The sequence below is a fragment of the Kluyvera georgiana ATCC 51603 genome (assembly GCF_001654985.1).
GTDB classification, from domain to species: domain Bacteria; phylum Pseudomonadota; class Gammaproteobacteria; order Enterobacterales; family Enterobacteriaceae; genus Kluyvera; species Kluyvera georgiana.
Map to the genome: position 1 here is coordinate 69,344 of NZ_LXEU01000003.1, position 18,301 is coordinate 87,644.

The 18,301-nt window shown below is 50.9% G+C and carries 12 protein-coding genes and 1 pseudogene; 7 read left to right on the plus strand and 6 right to left on the minus strand.

Annotated elements, in window-relative coordinates:
* Nucleotides 1-3 precede the first annotated feature (3 nt).
* Entirely contained in the window at nt 4-1,665 is a 1,662-nt protein-coding gene (locus M989_RS00785) for a putative transporter (RefSeq protein ID WP_064540700.1), read from the plus strand.
* On the opposite strand, the gene M989_RS00790 is transcribed toward M989_RS00785, so the two are convergent.
* A complete protein-coding gene (locus tag M989_RS00790) occupies nt 1,622-2,371 on the minus strand; it encodes a GntR family transcriptional regulator (RefSeq protein ID WP_064540702.1) in 750 nt (249 codons plus the stop codon). The two genes, M989_RS00785 and M989_RS00790, sit on opposite strands and share 44 nt — an antisense overlap.
* 297 nt (nt 2,372-2,668) lie before the next feature.
* On the opposite strand from M989_RS00790, the gene M989_RS00795 reads away from it, so the two are divergent.
* Nucleotides 2,669-4,291 carry an alpha-glucoside-specific PTS transporter subunit IIBC gene (locus M989_RS00795; protein WP_064540705.1) on the plus strand — a complete coding sequence of 541 codons (1,623 nt, stop codon included), beginning with the start codon at nt 2,669-2,671 and terminating at the stop codon, nt 4,289-4,291.
* Nucleotides 4,288-5,610, plus strand: coding sequence for a 6-phospho-alpha-glucosidase (locus tag M989_RS00800; RefSeq protein WP_064540707.1), 1,323 nt, complete (start codon nt 4,288-4,290; stop codon nt 5,608-5,610). Before M989_RS00795 ends, M989_RS00800 begins: the two co-directional genes overlap by 4 nt.
* Nucleotides 5,611-5,645: 35 nt before the next feature.
* Here the strand turns inward: M989_RS00800 and M989_RS00805 are convergent, their stop codons facing one another.
* A complete protein-coding gene (locus M989_RS00805) occupies nt 5,646-6,338 on the minus strand; it encodes a GntR family transcriptional regulator (RefSeq protein ID WP_064540710.1) in 693 nt (230 codons plus the stop codon).
* Nucleotides 6,339-6,610: 272 nt separating this feature from the next.
* On the opposite strand from M989_RS00805, the pseudogene M989_RS00810 reads away from it, so the two are divergent.
* Both M989_RS00810 and M989_RS00815 read left to right on the plus strand, forming a co-directional pair.
* A pseudogene (locus tag M989_RS00810) lies at nt 6,611-8,211 on the plus strand (alpha-glucoside-specific PTS transporter subunit IIBC).
* Nucleotides 8,208-9,530, plus strand: coding sequence for a 6-phospho-alpha-glucosidase (locus M989_RS00815; protein ID WP_064540713.1), 1,323 nt, complete (start codon nt 8,208-8,210; stop codon nt 9,528-9,530). Before M989_RS00810 ends, M989_RS00815 begins: the two are co-directional and overlap by 4 nt.
* On the opposite strand, the gene M989_RS00820 is transcribed toward M989_RS00815, so the two are convergent.
* Complete coding sequence (locus tag M989_RS00820) at nt 9,527-10,420, minus strand: helix-turn-helix transcriptional regulator (RefSeq protein WP_064540716.1); 894 nt, start codon at nt 10,418-10,420, stop codon at nt 9,527-9,529. The two genes, M989_RS00815 and M989_RS00820, sit on opposite strands and share 4 nt — an antisense overlap.
* A gap of 172 nt (nt 10,421-10,592) precedes the next feature.
* Between M989_RS00820 and M989_RS00825 the strand changes: the two genes are divergently transcribed.
* Nucleotides 10,593-12,311 (plus strand): solute:sodium symporter family transporter, encoded by a 1,719-nt coding sequence (locus tag M989_RS00825; protein WP_064540719.1) that lies wholly within the window; start codon nt 10,593-10,595, stop codon nt 12,309-12,311.
* The gene (locus M989_RS00830) at nt 12,308-13,801 is read left to right on the plus strand and encodes a sulfatase-like hydrolase/transferase (RefSeq protein ID WP_064540722.1); all 1,494 of its coding nucleotides are present in this window, start codon (nt 12,308-12,310) and stop codon (nt 13,799-13,801) included. Before M989_RS00825 ends, M989_RS00830 begins: the two co-directional genes overlap by 4 nt.
* A 37-nt stretch (nt 13,802-13,838) precedes the next feature.
* Here M989_RS00830 and M989_RS00835 read toward each other — a convergent pair whose 3' ends face one another.
* The 3 genes from M989_RS00835 to M989_RS00845 are packed head-to-tail and all read right to left on the minus strand — an operon-like array spanning nt 13,839 to nt 18,212.
* The gene (locus M989_RS00835) at nt 13,839-15,305 is read right to left on the minus strand and encodes a sulfatase (protein ID WP_064540725.1); all 1,467 of its coding nucleotides are present in this window, start codon (nt 15,303-15,305) and stop codon (nt 13,839-13,841) included.
* Nucleotides 15,306-15,334: 29 nt separating this feature from the next.
* Complete coding sequence (locus tag M989_RS00840) at nt 15,335-16,810, minus strand: aryl-sulfate sulfotransferase (protein WP_083965106.1); 1,476 nt, start codon at nt 16,808-16,810, stop codon at nt 15,335-15,337.
* Complete coding sequence (locus M989_RS00845; protein WP_064540732.1) at nt 16,764-18,212, minus strand: sulfatase; 1,449 nt, start codon at nt 18,210-18,212, stop codon at nt 16,764-16,766. The genes M989_RS00840 and M989_RS00845 overlap by 47 nt, the downstream gene beginning before the upstream one ends.
* Nucleotides 18,213-18,301 lie beyond the last annotated feature (89 nt).

The window sequence follows — 18,301 nt, forward strand, 5'->3', positions numbered from 1 at the left end:
ACTATGAGTGATATAGCATTGACGGTCAGCGTACTGGCTCTGGTGGCGGTGGTCGGGCTGTGGATTGGTAATATCAAAATTCGCGGCATCGGTTTTGGTATTGGCGGTGTGCTGTTTGGTGGGATTATCGTCGGCCACTTTGTCGATCAGGCGGGGATTACCCTGAGCAGCCCGATGCTGCATTTTATTCAGGAATTTGGTCTGATCCTGTTCGTCTACACTATCGGTATTCAGGTGGGCCCGGGCTTTTTTGCCTCGCTGCGTGTCTCCGGCCTGCGGCTGAATCTCTTCGCTATTCTGATTGTCATTCTCGGCGGCCTGGTCACTACCCTGCTGCATAAAATTTTCGCCATTCCGCTTCCCGTGGTGCTGGGCATTTTCTCCGGTGCAGTCACCAACACCCCCGCGTTGGGTGCCGGGCAGCAAATACTGCGCGACCTCGGCGAGCCTTTCAGCGTGGTCGATCAGATGGGGATGAGCTATGCCATGGCCTATCCATTTGGCATCTGCGGTATTTTGCTGACCATGTGGCTGGTGCGCCTGTTCTTTCGTATTAACGTAGAAAAAGAGGCCCAGCAGTTTGATGAACAGGCCGGTTCCGGCCATTCGCACCTCAAAACCATCAATATTCGTGTCGAAAATACGAACCTGAATCGTATGGCGATTCAGGATATACCGGTCATCAACAGCGATAACATCATCTGTTCGCGGCTGAAACGGGGTGAGACGCTGATGGTGCCGTCGCCGACGACGCTGATTGAAACCGGAGACCTGCTGCACCTGGTGGGGGACGCGGCGGATCTGCATAACGCGCAGCTGGTGATTGGTAAAGAGGTCGAGACTTCGCTGTCGACGCGTGGGACCGACCTGAAAGTGGAAAGGGTTGTTGTTACCAACGAAAAGGTTTTAGGCAAGAAAATCCGCGATCTGCACTATAAACAGCGCTATGACGTCGTGATCTCACGCCTGAATCGTGCTGGGGTGGAGCTGGTGGCCAGCAGCAATGCCAGCCTGCAGTTTGGTGATATCCTCAATCTGGTCGGCCGCCCTGCGGCGATTGACGCGGTGGCGTCAGAGCTGGGTAACGCCCAGCAAAAACTCCAGCAGGTGCAGATGCTGCCGGTGTTTATCGGCATCGGACTCGGCGTACTGCTTGGCTCCGTACCGCTGTTTATTCCCGGTTTCCCGGTGGCATTGAAGCTGGGGCTAGCGGGCGGGCCGCTGATTATGGCGCTGATCCTCGGGCGTATCGGCAGCATCGGCAAGCTCTACTGGTTTATGCCGCCGAGCGCTAACCTGGCGCTGCGCGAACTGGGGATTGTGCTGTTCCTCTCGGTGGTGGGGCTGAAGTCCGGCGGCGATTTTGTTGCTACGCTGATTCACGGCGAAGGGCTAAGCTGGATTGGCTACGGGATTTTCATCACCGGTATCCCGCTGCTGACGGTCGGTATTCTGGCGCGAATTTTTGCCAAAATGAACTACCTGACCCTGTGCGGCATGCTGGCTGGTTCCATGACGGACCCTCCGGCACTAGCCTTTGCCAACAACCTGCACGCGACCAACGGCGCGGCCGCGCTCTCCTACGCCACGGTATATCCGCTGGTGATGTTCCTGCGCATTATCACGCCTCAGCTGCTGGCGGTATTGTTCTGGGGGATGGGTTAACGGCCTGCACGCGACGTAGGTGGTAATCCACCTGATATTCACTGGCGTTGCGGAACATCACGGAATAGTTAAGAAACTCGCCGCTGTCGCTGTAGGAAAGGGAGGTGATACGGAGCAGCGGCGTCTGTTCCGGGACATTTAAGCTCTGCGCCAGCTGCTTATCGGCCAGCACTGGCGCCAGGCTTTCATAGTTGCCGCTAATGGTCATCCCGCAATCCTTCTCAATGTAATCAAACTTCGAGCCTTCCAGATGCACCAGCGACAGGTTACGGAACAATTTCACTGGCATATAGCTGTCTTCCAGCATCAGCGGTTTGCCATCCACATAGCGCACCCGGCGTGAGAAATAGATTCGTTCGTTCATCTGAATTCTTAGCTGGCTGGCGATCGCTGGCGGTGCGGGCATCATCTCAAAAACCAAAACCTTGCTGGTCACCTCTTTCCCTTGTTGGCGCAGTACCTCCACCAGGCCGGTTAAATTGGTGGTTTCATGATGAATATCTTTATGCGCCACGTAGGTTCCGCTGCCGTGCCGTCTGACCACCAGCCCCCACTCAATAAGCAGGTCAATAGCTTTACGAATGGTCATACGTGCCACGCCGAACTCTTCTGCCAGCTTTTTCTCCCCCGGCAGCGGGCTGCCAATATTGTAATCTGACGAATTAAGCCGTAAACGCAATCTGTCGGCAATGGATTTATAGATCACAGCTAGACCTCTTATCGTCTCCGGGATGAAATTAATGAACCGCTGTTCCTTATTTAAAACTAATTTATTACAGCGGATTAAGCGTTCATCACTAATCGAATAAAAATAGCGCTGTTGAAGATGTCTATTAATTACTTAAAAAGTAGACAACATTGTGCTGATTAAAACCATGAAAGGGATCACGAATCACAACCCGGCCGCATGTTGTCTGAGGGGCGAATTCTTATTCTCGTAGCAGGCCGAAGATGAACATAACAAGGCCACTTACCCTACGAGTTGTTAAATGAGGATTGCTCAATGCTCAGTCAAATACAACGCTTTGGCGGCGCCATGTTTACCCCGGTATTGCTGTTTCCTTTTGCCGGGATTGTGGTGGGTATCGCCATCATGCTACGCAACCCGATGTTTGTCGGCGAAGCGCTCACTGCTCCTGATAATTTATTTGCTCAGATTGTTCATATTATTGAAGAGGGCGGTTGGACGGTATTCCGCAACATGCCCCTGATTTTTGCCGTTGGCCTGCCCATTGGCCTGGCAAAACAGGCCCAGGGGCGAGCCTGCCTTGCAGTTCTGGTAAGCTTCATGACGTGGAACTACTTTATCAATGCCATGGGGATGACCTGGGGACACTTTTTCGGCGTTGATTTCTCTGTCGATCCGACTGCCGGTAGCGGTTTGACGATGATTGCTGGCATTAAAACACTCGATACCAGCATTATCGGTGCGATCGTGATTTCCGGCATCGTCACCGCGCTGCATAACCGCTATTTCGATAAACCGCTGCCTGTTTTTCTCGGCATCTTCCAGGGCTCATCATTTGTGGTGATTGTGGCATTCCTGGTGATGATTCCCTGCGCCTGGCTGACGCTGCTCGGCTGGCCGAAAGTCCAGATGGGTATTGAGTCCCTACAGGCATTCTTACGTAGCGCTGGCGCACTGGGCGTGTGGGTGTACACCTTCCTTGAACGCATTCTTATCCCCACCGGGCTTCACCACTTTGTGTATGGGCCATTTATTTTTGGTCCGGCCGTCGTCGAAGGCGGTATCCAGGTTTACTGGGCAGAGCATCTGCACGCATTCAGTCAAAGCACCGAACCGTTGAAAACGCTGTTCCCGGAAGGTGGGTTTGCGCTGCACGGTAACTCCAAAGTGTTTGGCTCCGTGGGTATCGCGCTGGCAATGTACTTCACCACTGCGCCTGAAAACCGGGTGAAAGTGGCGGGGTTGCTGATTCCTGCAACGTTGACGGCGGTATTGGTGGGGATCACCGAGCCGCTTGAATTTACCTTCCTGTTTATCTCGCCGCTGTTATTTGCCATTCACGCCGTGCTGGCGGCGACGATGGCGACGGTGATGTATATGTGTGGCGTCGTCGGCAATATGGGCGGCGGCCTGTTAGATCAGTTCCTGCCGCAAAACTGGATCCCGATGTTCCATAACCATGCGTCGATGATGTTTATCCAGATAGGCATCGGGCTGTGCTTTACGGCGCTCTATTTCGTGGTCTTCCGGACGATCATTCTGCGCTTCAACCTCAAAACACCGGGCCGCGAAGACAGCGAAATTAAACTCTACAGCAAAGCCGATTACCAGGCCGCACGCGGCAAAACCAGCGCCGCAGGTGCCCCTGACGCGAAGCCGGGCCAGGCAGCCGGTTACCTACAGGCGCTAGGCGGCGCGGCCAACATCGTCAGCATCAATAACTGTGCGACCCGACTGCGAATTGGCCTTAACGATATGGCGAAAACGCAAAGTGATGACGTCTTTAAAGCGCTGGGGGCGCACGGTGTTGTGCGTCACGGCAACGCGATTCAGGTCATTGTCGGCCTGCATGTCCCCCAGGTACGCGACCAGCTTGAAACGCTAATGAAAACATCTTTCCCGACCGAAAAATCCACTCTGACAGAGGCTGTATCATGAAAAAATTCTCAGTTGTTATCGCAGGCGGCGGCAGCACATTTACACCCGGTATCGTTCTGATGTTGCTGGCAAATCAGGATCGCTTTCCACTCCGCTCGCTGAAGTTTTATGACAACGACGGCGCGCGTCAGGAAACGATCGCTGAGGCCTGCAAAATTGTCCTCAAGGAGCAGGCGCCGGATATCGAATTCAGCTACACCACGGACCCGGAAACCGCCTTTACCGATGTCGATTTTGTCATGGCGCATATTCGCGTGGGCAAATACCCGATGCGCGAAAAAGATGAAAAAATCCCGCTGCGCCACGGCGTACTGGGCCAGGAAACCTGTGGGCCGGGCGGCATCGCCTACGGTATGCGCTCGATTGGCGGCGTGCTGGAGCTGGTGGATTATATGGAGCAATACTCGCCGAACGCCTGGATGCTGAACTACTCCAACCCGGCGGCGATTGTGGCAGAGGCGACAAATCGCCTGCGTCCGAACGCTAAAATCCTCAATATCTGCGATATGCCTATCGGCATTGAAGGACGAATGGCGCAGATTGTCGGTCTTCAGGATCGTAAACAGATGCGCGTTCGTTACTATGGCCTGAATCACTTTGGCTGGTGGACATCGATTGAGGATTTGGAAGGCAATGATTTGATGCCTAAATTACGCGAACACGTCGCTAAATATGGCTATGTTCCGCCATCAAACGATCCACACACTGAAGCCAGCTGGAACGATACCTTTGCGAAGGCAAAAGATGTGCAGGCGCTGGATCCGGACACCATGCCGAATACCTACCTGAAATACTATCTGTTCCCGGACTACGTGGTCGCGCATTCAAACCCAGAGCGTACCCGCGCCAACGAAGTGATGGATCACCGTGAGAAGAACGTGTTCAGCGCCTGCCGCGCGATTATCGCTGCCGGCAGCTCCTCCGCGGGCGATTTAGAGATTGATGAGCACGCTTCTTACATCGTCGATCTGGCAACGGCCATTGCCTTCAACACCCAGGAACGGATGCTGCTGATTGTCCCTAACAACGGCGCGATTCATAACTTTGACGCCGATGCGATGGTAGAAATCCCCTGCCTGGTGGGCCACAACGGGCCAGAGCCATTGACGGTGGGCGATATTCCGCACTTCCAGAAAGGGTTGATGAGCCAGCAGGTGATGGTGGAAAAACTGGTGGTGGATGCCTGGGAGCAGCGCTCATACCAGAAGTTGTGGCAGGCGATAACGCTGTCGAAAACCGTGCCGAGCGCCTCGGTGGCGAAGGCTATCCTTGATGATTTAATTGAAGCCAACAAAGGGTATTGGCCGGAACTGCACTAACCCTACCCGCTTAGGCCGCCTGCGTTGCATGCGGCCTAAGCATAATGATCGATACGGTATTCACTGGTATTACGATACATAATTGAGTAGTTAATAAACTCATTTTTCTTGCTGCAGGTTAAGGAGGTAATGCAGAGTATTGGCGAATTCTCTTTTACCTGGAGCAGTTCAGCAATATTGCTGTCTGCCAGTACGGGCGTTAAGCATTCATAGTTGCCACTAATTCCAACATGACAGCTTTCTTCAATATACCTGAATTTTGACCCTTCCAGGTGGGATACGGAGAGATTGCGGAAAAGGTGCACTGGCATATAGCTGTCCTCTAGCATTAACGGCGTGCCATTCACAAAACGCATTCTCCGGGAATAATAAACATTATGACCTGTAGGAATTTTTAATTGCATCGCAATTGCTTCCGTCGCGGGTTGAATCTGAAAAATAAGAACCTGGCTGGTTAAGTTGTCATTAAGTGTTTTCATCGACTCAAAAAATCCAGCAAGGTTTTCTGTGCCCGGATAAACATTTTTATGGGAAATATAAGTACCGCTACCATTCTTACGGAAAACAAGCCCCCAGTTGACGAGTAAATCAACGGCTTTGCGAATCGTCATTCTTGAAACACAAAACTCTTCTGCCAGTTTGTGCTCGCCTGGCAGGGCGCTACCGATGGCATATTCCGCTGTGCCAATACGGATCCTGAGCTGGTTAGCAATCGATTTGTAGATCATAACTAGACCTCTCCTCCTGGCATAAACAGTGCGTGTTTTATGTGTAATTCCATGTAAAAAATAGATTTTATGTCTTTCAGGTTCATGACGGTTTTTTCCTGTCTGCGAAAACGAAAAAATCTATACAGGTTTAGCCAAATAAAATCATGAACTGCGTCACAAAGATTTTTTTAGCAATATATTTTATTTTTCCGATTGTTTATCGTCGCTGTGCTGTCTCGTGGATTATTAATCTTACGGTGGATTAATGCGTAATATATAAGGATTAAAAAATGCTTAGTCAAGTACAACGCTTTGGGGGGGCAATGTTCACCCCGGTCCTCTTATTTCCATTTGCTGGTATTGTTGTCGGGATTTCTATTTTGTTACAAAATCCAACATTTGTTGGGGAGGCATTAACTGCGCCAGACTCACTATTCGCACAAATTGTGCATGTTATCGGTGATGGCGGCTGGACAGTATTCAGAAATATGGCTTTGGTTTTTGCTGTTGGCTTGCCCATTGGTCTTGCTAATAAGGCTCAAGCGCGCGCCTGTCTGGCGGTGTTGGTGAGTTTTTTAGCCTGGAACTATTTTATTAACGTTATGGGAACTACCTGGGGCGGATTTTTCGGCGTTGATTTTTCTCTTGAGCCCACAGCCGGGAGTGGGTTAACGATGATTGCCGGGATTAAAACACTCGATACCAGCATCATTGGCGGTATTGTTATTTCTGGTATTGTCACGGCATTGCATAATCGTTATTTCGACAAACAGATGCCGGTTTTCCTGGGGATATTCCAGGGATCCTCATTTGTTGTCATGGTTGCTTTCCTGGTGATGATTCCCTGTGCCTGGCTCACGCTGCTTGGTTGGCCAAAGGTACAGATGGGTATTGAATCGCTGCAAACTTTTTTACGTACCGCCGGATCGCTGGGCGTATGGGTTTATACCTTTCTTGAGCGTATTTTGATCCCCACGGGTCTGCATCACTTTGTTTATGGTCCCTTTATGTTTGGGCCTGCGGCGGTTGAAGGCGGTATTCAGGTTTATTGGGCAAACCATCTGCTGGAATTTAGCCAGACGACCACGCCGTTAAAGACATTATTCCCTGAGGGCGGTTTCGGCTTGTTTGGGAATTCGAAAATGTTTGGTACGCCGGGGATTGCCCTTGCGCTTTATTACACTGCCGCGCCAGAAAATCGTAAAAAATCGCCGGGCTACTTATCCCTGCGGTATTAACCGCCGTACTGGTTGGCGTGACCGAACCGCTCGAATTCACCTTCCTGTTTATCTCACCCATGCTATTTGCCGTTCATGCGGTACTGGCGGCCACCATGGCGACGGTGATGTACATGTGCGGCGTGGTGGGAAATATGGGCGGCGGTCTGATTGACACGTTACTGCCGCAGGACTGGATCCCCATGTTCAATAACCATGCCTCCATGATTTTCACTCAGGTCGGCATTGGGCTGTGTTTCACCGTTATCTACTTCGTGGTGTTTCGTACCCTGATCCTTCGTTTCAACCTGAAAACGCCGGGCCGCGAGGACAGCGAGGTCAAGCTCTATACCAAAGCTGACTATAAAGCCGCTCGTGGGCAAAGCGCACAAAGCGATCTGGCCGGGGACTACCTGCACGCATTGGGCGGAGCAACCAACATTGCCAGTCTGAACAACTGCGCCACCCGATTACGCATCACGCTGGTCGATACGGAAAAAACACAAAGCGATGACGTGTTTAAGGCGCTCGGCGCACATGGCGTTGTCCGCCACGGAAACGCGATTCAGGTCATTGTTGGGCTGAATGTTCCACAGGTTCGCGACCAGATAGAAACCTTAATGAAAGACGCTTTATCAACCGAAAAAACCACCATGACGGAGGCAGTATCATGAAAAAATTCTCAGTTGTTATCGCTGGCGGTGGCAGTACGTTTACCCCAGGTATCGTGCTGATGTTACTGGCAAACCAGGAGCGCTTCCCGCTGCGGTCGCTGAAATTTTACGATAACGACGGTGCGCGGCAGGAGACGATTGCCGAAGCCTGCAAAGTGATCCTCAAGGAACAGGCACCGCATATTGAATTTAGCTATACCACGGATCCGCAAACCGCCTTTACCGATGTCGATTTCGTGATGGCGCACATCCGCGTGGGCAAGTACCCGATGCGCGAAAAAGATGAAAAAATCCCGCTGCGCCACGGTGTGCTGGGTCAGGAAACATGCGGGCCGGGCGGTATTGCCTACGGTATGCGCTCGATCGGCGGCGTACTGGAACTGGTGGATTATATGGAGCAATATTCGCCAAATGCCTGGATGCTGAATTACTCCAACCCGGCGGCGATTGTCGCTGAAGCCACCAACCGTCTGCGTCCGAACGCCAGAATTCTGAACATTTGCGATATGCCAATCGGTATTGAAAGCCGCTTTGCCCAGATTGCGGGCCTGAAAGATCGTAAGCAGTTGCGTACCCGTTACTATGGCCTTAACCATTTCGGTTGGTGGACTTCGATAGAAGATTTACAGGGCAATGATCTGATGCCAATGCTACGGGCGCACACGGAAAAATATGGTTATGTACCACAGACCGACGTCCCGCCAACGGAGGCGAGCTGGAACGATACGTTCGTCAAAATGAAGGATGTTTGTCTGCTTGATAGCGAGACGCTGCCGAACACCTACCTGAAATATTACCTTTGCCCGGATTATGTCGTGGCACACTCCAACCCGGAGCGTACCCGCGCCAACGAGGTGATGGACCACCGTGAGAAAAATGTGTTCAGCGCCTGCCGGGCAATTATCGAAGCGGGCCAATCCTCCGCGGGCGAGCTGGAAATCGATGAACATGCGTCTTACATCGTCGATCTGGCGGCGGCCATCGCCTTCAACACTCAGGCACGCATGCTGCTTATCGTACCGAACAACGGTGCGATTCATAACTTTGACGCCGATGCGATGGTCGAAATTCCGTGTCTGGTCGGCCATAACGGCCCGGAACCGCTGACGGTAGGGGATATCCCGCACTTCCAGAAAGGGATGATGGGCCAGCAGGTGATGGTAGAAAAACTGGTGGTGGATGCCTGGGAGCAGCGCTCATACCAGAAGTTGTGGCAGGCGATTACGCTGTCAAAAACCGTACCGAGCGCTTCGGTAGCGAAAGCCATTCTGGATGATTTGATTGAGGCCAATAAGGACTATTGGCCAGAGCTGCACTAATCGGTCAAGCCCGCAGATTTTTGCTGCGGGCTTTCAACTTTCCGTACCGCCGACGGTGCGTAGCCAAACTTCTGTTTAAACGCTTTGCTAAAGTGAAATGAGTCAAAAAAATTCAGCATTCCTGCCACTTTACTCACCGAATTTCCCTCCTGCTTGAGCAGTGATTGCGCCAGCTCAAGCTGGGCGTCGAGATAATATTCTTTGGGTGTTTTACCGGTATAGCGGACAAACAGGCGGCGCAGCCAGGGTTCGCTACACTGCATCTCGTCGGCCATCCCGGCAACGCTCCAGCGTTTCTGTGGGTTAGCGTGCAGCAGGGCGATCAGTTTTTCCAGTTTGAGAAGCTGGCGATCTTTTTTGCCATTTTCGGCAATAAGACAAATCCACTGATAAATAATTTTAGTGAGGCAGGCGACGGCCAGATTATTTTTAAGTGGATCGTCGCTGGTAATTAATGTAGCAATTTCATTCATTTCTTTATTATAAATATCGCCATTATAAATGATGCCTAATTGCATGATAGGAATAGACATTAAGGTGGTTGGAATAAACTCCATCCAGTATTGTTCCCAGATTAAACCAACGCAGTGGTACGATTTTATCTCCATTGGGTTAAGGAAAATAACACAGTTACCGTTGAGGGTGATTTGGGTATTATTCTTCAGGTAAATATTCCCACAACCCTGCAGGGTATATATTGCTACCCAGGAGTTGGCTATCAGTGGTTTTTTCTTATCCCGCGGCCAGCTTACGCGATAGCTCTCATCGGCCAGCGTATGCCATAACGAGAGTAGGGAGATCCCGCTTGAGATCACATTTTCTTCCAGAACTAACGGAATATTATACGTGGTTTCGTTTTTTACATGCGAAATTCGTATTTTTCCATTCATTTTAATATCTCTTCAGCGAATGATGCCTGCAACCTGAATGGTGAAATTTAGCAAAAAAAGGAATGTTCAGGGATACCGTGCTTCTTATTTTATGATTCTCATCGCCTAAACCCGACAAAACGCTATTCCTCTGACCTTGATAGCGGCGGGATATAATGAAAAGGGCTACAAGATGAATACGATACAAATAGTGAGTTTTGTCGGGTTTACGCTGCTGGTTGCGGCGATCACCTGGTGGAAAATTCGCAAGGTAGATACGGGCTCGCAGCAGGGATACTTTCTGGCCGGAAGATCGCTGAAAGCGCCAGTGATTGCTGCATCGTTGATGTTAACCAACCTTTCCACCGAACAACTGGTCGGGCTCTCCGGGCAGGCCTACAAAAGCGGTATGTCTGTGATGGGCTGGGAGGTGACATCCGCCGTTACGCTGATTTTCCTGGCGCTGATTTTTCTGCCCCGCTACCTACAGCGTGGCATTGCCACCATCCCCGATTTTCTTGAGGAGCGTTACGACAAAACCACCCGCATTATTATCGACTGCTGCTTTCTTATCGCCACCGGTATCTGTTTTTTACCGATTGTTCTCTATTCCGGCGCGCTGGCGCTGAACAGCCTGTTTCATATCGGCGAATCGCTGGGCATTTCCCAGGGCGCGGCAATCTGGCTGCTGGTGATCATGTTGGGGCTGGCCGGGATTATATACGCGGTTATTGGCGGCATGAGGGCAATGGCGATTGCCGACTCCATTAACGGGATCGGGCTGGTGATTGGTGGCCTGATGGTGCCGGTATTCGGCCTGATCGCCATGGGGAAAGGCAGCTTTATGCAGGGCATCGAGCAGTTGACCACCGTGCATGCCGACAAGCTCAACTCCATTGGGGGCAGCGCCGATCCGCTGCCGATTGGCGCGGCGTTTACCGGGCTGATTCTGGTGAATACCTTCTACTGGTGCACCAACCAGGGCATCGTCCAGCGTACGCTGGCGTCCAAAAGCCTGGCGGAAGGGCAAAAAGGCGCGCTGCTGACCGCCGTGTTGAAAATGCTCGACCCGCTGATTCTGGTACTTCCTGGCCTTATCGCCTTCCATCTGTATCAGGATCTGCCGAGCGCCGATATGGCATACCCCACGCTGGTGAATAAAGTCATGCCGACGCCGCTAGTCGGCTTCTTCGGCGCGGTTTTGTTCGGTGCCGTCATTAGTACCTTTAACGGCTTCCTGAACAGCGCAAGTACGCTGTTTAGCATGGGAATTTATCGCCGGCTGATCAATGAACAGGCTGAGTCCGCACAGCTGGTCAGGATTGGGCGAAAGTTTGGCCTGTTTATTGCCGTGGTGTCGGTGCTGGTTGCGCCGTGGATAGCGAATGCGCCGCAGGGGTTATATAGCTGGATGAAGCAGCTCAACGGGATTTACAACGTGCCGCTGGTGACCATTATCATCATGGGATTTTTCTTTCCGCGCATTCCTGCCGTGGCGGCGAAAGTGGCGATGGGGCTGGGGATTGTCAGCTATATCACCATCAATTATCTCGTGCACTTCAACTTCCACTTCCTCTACGTGCTGGCCTGCACCTTCTGCATCAACGTGGTGGTGATGCTGCTCATTGGCGCTATCTGGCCGCGGGCGACGCCGTTCAAATTCCAGGATGCGTTCGCCGTGGACATGACGCCGTACCGAAACGTGAAGGTCGCTTCCGTGGGCATTCTGTTTGCGATGATTGGCGTTTATGCCGGATTAGCCGAGTTTGGCGGCTACAGCACCCGCTGGATTGCCGTTATCAGCTACGCCATTACTGCCGCCGTGGTGGCATACCTGATTTACAGCCACTGGCAACATAATCGTCGCTCCACACCCGCGTTGTGTCCTGCCGATGTTAAGGAAAAACCATGAGCCGTCCCAATTTCTTATTTATTATGACCGATACCCAGGCGACCAATATGGTCGGCTGTTACAGCGGCAAGCCGTTGAATACCAACCATATTGATTTGCTGGCGGCGGAAGGTATCCGCTTCAACTCCGCCTATACCTGTAGCCCGGTTTGCACGCCCGCTCGCGCCGGGCTGTTTACGGGGATTTATGCCAACCAGTCCGGCCCGTGGACCAATAACGTTGCGCCGGGAAAAAACATCTCCACTATGGGTCGCTACTTTAAGGACGCTGGGTATCGAACCTGTTACATCGGTAAATGGCATCTGGACGGCCATGATTATTTCGGTACCGGCGCATGCCCGCCGGAGTGGGACGCTGACTACTGGTACGACGGTGCGAATTACCTCAGCGAACTGAGCGAAGAACAGATCGGCCTGTGGCGTAACGGATTGAATAGCATAGAAGATTTACAGCAGCACGGTATTGATGAAACCTTTACCTGGGCCTATCGCATCAGCAACCGCGCGGTAGATTATCTCGCCAACGCACCACAGCGTGACGAACCGTTCCTGATGGTGGTTTCTTACGATGAACCGCATCATCCGTTTACCTGCCCGGTGGAGTACCTGCAAAAGTACCAGGATTTTTACTACGATCTGGGCGATAAAGCGCATGATGATTTAGTCGACAAACCGCTGCACCATCGCTTGTGGTCGCAGGCTATGCCGTCTCCGGTGAAGGAGGATGGCCGTTATTATCATCCGATGTATTTTGCCTGCAACGATTTTGTCGACGATCAGATAGGCCGGGTGATCGACGCGCTAACCCCCGCCCAGCGCGATAACACCTGGGTTATCTACACCTCCGATCATGGCGAAATGATGGGGGCGCACAGGCTCATCAGTAAAGGCGCGGCGATGTACGACGACATCACGCGTATCCCGTTGATTATGCGAGCGCCAGGCGGAACCCCGCGTCAGGTAGACACGCCGGTCAGCCATATCGATCTGCTGCCAACCATGATGGCGCTGGCGGGGATTGATAAGCCGGACATTTTGCCCGGCGGTAACCTGCTGGACGCCGCCGCCGATCGCGGCGTGATGGTTGAATTCAACCGCTACGAGATTGAGCACGACAGTTTTGGCGGTTTTATTCCGGTACGCTGCTGGGTGACCGACCGCTACAAGCTGGTGCTGAACCTGTTTACCAGCGATGAGCTGTACGACCGCCACGCTGACCCTGATGAGATGCGTAATCTGATTGATGACCCGCAGTACGCAACGGTGCGCGATGAGCTGCATGATGCGCTGCTGGATTACATGGATAACATCCGCGACCCGTTCCGTACCTACCAGTGGAGCCTGCGCCCGTGGCGATCGCAGGCGCAGCCGCGCTGGATGGGCGCGTTCCGCCCACGCCCCGAGGACGGCTACTCGCCGGTGGTGCGTGATTATGACACCGGATTGCCGACGCAGGGCGTCAAAGTTGAGGAGAAAAAACAGAAGTTTTGACCGATAGCCCGCCGCTAATCCGGCGGGCCTGGTTATATCAGGACAGATTCAGGCGCGTAAATTGCTCTTCCGGCGCCTGGTTTTTCATCATCCAGCGTCGGAGCTCGCCCGCAAGCCTGGCGGCAATTTCCGGCGCATCCAGCGGATGGTTCTGCTGGTAATCCTCTTGTAAATCAAACAGCAGCGTCTCCTCCAGACCCTGCGATTGCTGCGGAATTTTGAGCAGCGGGCAGCCCTTGGCAAACGGGAAGCTTTGCGTCGGTGGCACGAAGGTTGCGGTTGCCAACAGCTCTGGCGACATCCGATAGTTCATATAGCAGGGCATTAGCGTGTATTCGTTGACCGGCTGCCCGTTTTTACCGCCATGCATATAGACATAGCGTCCGTCGGTCACATTCACCTCTTTGCCGAAATAGCCAAAAATCAGCGAATCATGGACCGGAGTATCGTTCTCTATGACCGGCTGCAGGTCCTTGCCGTCCATATTTGCCGTGGGCTCCAGATTGAAGAATTTCAGCAGCGTAGGCGCCATATCGATCATCGACGCCAGCCCTTGTCGGCTCTCATTTTTATGCTGGCTGCGCGGGTCCCAGATAAACAACGGGGTATGGGCGACCTCGCAGTAGCTGGGCGGCAGATTTTTCGCCCACCATCCGTGTTCGCCGAACATAAAGCCGTGATCGGTATTCACAATCAACATCGTGTCTTGCCAGAGATTGTGTTTATCCATTATATCCAGCAGGCGATTCAGGTACTTATCGCACAGCGAGAACATGGCGCGGGCGCGATTTTTGCAGTGTTCAACCATCTCTGGGCTCTCTTCAACCTGGCGGTAGAATGGCCAGTCAAAGTGCGGCCCATCGTAGTTTTCCGGGTACAGTGCCTGACATTCAGGCGAGGAAAAGTACGGTTCATGCGGGTCGAAGGCTTCCAGATGTAAAAACCAGTTATCTTCGGCGTGGTGCTTCTCTAAGAATTCTTCAGCCAGCGAGAAAACCTGCGGCGTACACATTTTTTCTTCGCTATCCATATAGGAGCGGTTGATGAAATCACGCTTCTCAAGATCTTTACGCCAGCCTGACAGCGACGGGTCGTAGTTATCGGGAAAGGCCGGGTCGATAATCGCCGCTTTGTACTCGTCGACCTCCTGCCCGCGAACAAACTCCGCCGAGGCGTAGCGGTTGTGGTAAGTTGCGCCACCATCCTGCCAGTAGTGGTAGTGATCGGTAATTAAATGGCTATAAATACCGTTATTTTTCAGTATTTCCGGCAGTGAATCGTCGAACGGTTCAATCGGCCCCCAGGCCCGATGCAGAAAATTATAGCGACCGGTGTGCATATCGCGGCGAGCGGGCATACAGGGCATTGAGCCAATCCACGATTGGTCGAAGCGCAGGCTATGTTCCGCCAGACGCTGAAAACCCGGGGTCTGCACATCGGCCGCACCGTAGGGCGATAGCATCCGGCGGCAGAGGGAATCAAACATGACCATTATCGCTTTCATGACATCGTCTCCGTGTTTTTATCATCGTATTAAATCAACGCGCGCAATTCGTCATAGCTGAATATTCTGGCTCGGTAAGATGTAACGGTTTCAATATCAAGTGCGCGAACTCCAATGGTATTATTGGTGTCGAGGGTAAAGAAATCATACGCGTCGCAAAAGAAAACATCATAGTTGTCGCCATTCTGGAATACCGAACCCCGCAGCTCGCTACGTTCACCTGTAACGGCAAATGTATCCAATCGTTCAACTGTACGAGCTGTTAGATCAATGCCTAATATTACGGCTTGCGAATCAACCGGCGCAGCATAATAGTCATCATCTTTTGGTGACTCCATTTTTCTGACATTGTCCGTACCATCATCGTTTAAGCATGAATTGTTGTTAAAAACGGATAATACTAATTGATTATCGCCGGAATAATTATCGTATTTAGTATTATCGGTGAGGAATACAGCATGTTCTCCATTAGGATAAATAAAGTCGTTTATTGCTGTGAGGTTTTTGCTTTCATCAAGCACTTCATTAGCAGGATTGTCAATCATCCATATAATTTCACCGTCATCAGGGGAAATTGCAAAAATAGTGCATGTGGAACGAGAATTAATGATTATTTGATCTAACTTCTCAATATAATCAATCGTGTTGATATGTACGTCATTGGTGTCTGAGTTTGCCAGCACGTCAGAGTTGTAAAATTGCTCAGAATAATCAACTGACCATATTATTTCTCCTGTAGTGGCATCTATTTTTGCGACTATGGATTCGAGCTTATTACTGTCGGTTTGATCTTCAAGCATGGTAGCGAGAACAAAGATATTTCCCGTTGAATCCCATGTAACATCATGATGAAAGCCAAAGCCGTCTGGAGCATTAATCGTCTTATTGACCTTGCCTAATAAGTTGATGGCATACAATGTTGTTGCATAGTAGTAACCAAATATATTATCACCGGCAATGATTGAGCCATCATGTGTTTTTAATGGGGTTGTTCCCCATTGATATAACCCTGTAATACGTATATCGCCATTTTTGTCGTAGCCATTAAAATAACTTGTCATTAACCAACCGTTATTTATAGATGTCTTAGCAATAGTCTCATCAAGAATTTCTATGTTGATATTCAATGCGACATCACCATAGTCCTGACCAGTGGTATCGGCATAGACAGTAGTGGTCTCTTTGTTGCCGGATAGATCTTCTACAACAACATCGATTTCATTGATGGTATTAGCATATAATCCAATCACAGGAATCACTGGGTTTGTCGTGAATACTTCGCTGGAATATGTAAAATCTACATCGCTGGTTTTTCCATTAACGATATAGCTAAATTTTAGGGATACGGTCGAGGAAATATTAATATTAGCAGATAATAAATTTTGATCGTAGGGATTGACGGTAACGGAGATCGTTTCAATTAAGGATGGATTATTCATAATTACCTCGTGTATTGGTTTAATATTTTTCCAGCCCCAGCCGTTCGTACTGTTCTTCTGGGGCATCGTTTTCGGTCATCAGGCGAACGATCTCTTTCTTTAATCGTGCCACGACGGTTGGGTTATGCTGTGGAACCGCCTGTTGAGGGTCATCGCTTACGTTAAATAGTACGCTTTGCCAGTTATGCTTTAGTGGCACCATACCAAGGCCGATATCGGCAATTTTCATCAGTCGGCAGCCCTTCGTGAAGCTAAAGGGCTCCACCATTTCGCTATGTTGAAGCTCCTGCGGCGTGAACGGGTGACGCATATGCGTTGGCATAAGCGTGTAGTGATTCAGCGGGCGGTTCGCCTGGGTGGGCGCATGCGTATACACCCAGGTACCGTCCGTGCAGCTGACCTGCGCGCCATAGACGCCAAAGAGCGCGGTTTCTCTTACCGCAACATCGTTAGCAATCGTTTCTTTTAGCGCTTTACCCTGCATGTCCTGCGGGACTGGGAGATTAAAGTAATCCAGCAGCGTGGGGGCTAAATCAATGGTCTGCACAAGCTGGCGGCTTCTGCCCGTTTTCTTACTGCGCGGATCGTAGATAAATAAAGGCGTATGCGAGACTTCTTCATAGAAATTGGCATCGTTGGCTTTGGCCCACCAGTCGTGCTCACCCAGTAAATAACCGTGATCGGTATTAATAATCAGTAAGGTGTCTTCCCACAAATTGTATTTATCCATCATGTCGAGTACGCGGCCAATACCGACGTCGCACATGTCCAGCAAACCACGGTACTCTTCACGTAAGTTATCCGCCCATGGACGCTCTTTGTCTGTTACCTGCGCATAGTTCGGCCAGTCGAATATTGGGCCCGTTTTTTTCTCTGCCTGGCGGCGATGGAAAAAGGGTTCGTGTGGATCGAACGTTTCAATTTGTAAAAACCAGTTATCTTCAGCGTGGAATTTTTCGATAAATTCCATTCCCAGATCAAATGTTTTTTCGATAGGGAATTTATCCTGTTGAAGTATTTTTTCCCGGTTTGCCTGGTCTTGCGACATCATTTGTCCAAGGTGCGGGGGAAACTCGTATTTTATAATATCGGGTTCCCAATGGTCCCCTTCCTGTCCGCGTACGATTTCCCACGATGCATAGCGATTATGGTAGGTACAGCCACCGTCTTCCCAATAATGATAATGGTCGCTGATTAAATGGCTGTGCACGCCATTATTTTTCATAATTTCGAAACAAGAGTCGTCGAACGGTTCTAATGGCCCCCAGCTGCGGTGCAGAAAATTATAGCGCCCGGTATGCAATTCACGCCTGGCTGGCATGCACGGCAGGCTACCCACATAGCTTTTATCAAATACCATGCTGTTTTTTGCGAGCCGGGAAAAATTAGGTGTATGGGTCCAGCTGGCATTATATGGGCTTAGATAATGTCTATTTAATGAATCATACATAACCATTATAGCTTTCATCACTTCTCCTGTGCGGGCGCTATTTTCAGTTGCGGAAAACTAAAGGTTATTACCGTGGCTTGTACGGGATAGGGATCACAAATGAGAAT

What these genes read in the sequence shown, in the direction of transcription:
- M989_RS00805 (WP_064540710.1), bottom strand. Translation starts at nt 6,338, where the DNA reads ATGATCTACAAATCGATTGCTAACCAGCTCAGGATCCGTATTGGCACA.
- M989_RS00845 (WP_064540732.1), bottom strand. Translation starts at nt 18,212, where the DNA reads ATGAAAGCTATAATGGTTATGTATGATTCATTAAATAGACATTATCTA.
- M989_RS00840 (WP_083965106.1), bottom strand. Translation starts at nt 16,810, where the DNA reads ATGCCCCAGAAGAACAGTACGAACGGCTGGGGCTGGAAAAATATTAAA.
- M989_RS00800 (WP_064540707.1), top strand. Translation starts at nt 4,288, where the DNA reads ATGAAAAAATTCTCAGTTGTTATCGCAGGCGGCGGCAGCACATTTACA.
- M989_RS00815 (WP_064540713.1), top strand. Translation starts at nt 8,208, where the DNA reads ATGAAAAAATTCTCAGTTGTTATCGCTGGCGGTGGCAGTACGTTTACC.
- M989_RS00820 (WP_064540716.1), bottom strand. Translation starts at nt 10,420, where the DNA reads ATGAATGGAAAAATACGAATTTCGCATGTAAAAAACGAAACCACGTAT.
- M989_RS00785 (WP_064540700.1), top strand. Translation starts at nt 4, where the DNA reads ATGAGTGATATAGCATTGACGGTCAGCGTACTGGCTCTGGTGGCGGTG.
- M989_RS00795 (WP_064540705.1), top strand. Translation starts at nt 2,669, where the DNA reads ATGCTCAGTCAAATACAACGCTTTGGCGGCGCCATGTTTACCCCGGTA.
- M989_RS00835 (WP_064540725.1), bottom strand. Translation starts at nt 15,305, where the DNA reads ATGAAAGCGATAATGGTCATGTTTGATTCCCTCTGCCGCCGGATGCTA.
- M989_RS00825 (WP_064540719.1), top strand. Translation starts at nt 10,593, where the DNA reads ATGAATACGATACAAATAGTGAGTTTTGTCGGGTTTACGCTGCTGGTT.
- M989_RS00830 (WP_064540722.1), top strand. Translation starts at nt 12,308, where the DNA reads ATGAGCCGTCCCAATTTCTTATTTATTATGACCGATACCCAGGCGACC.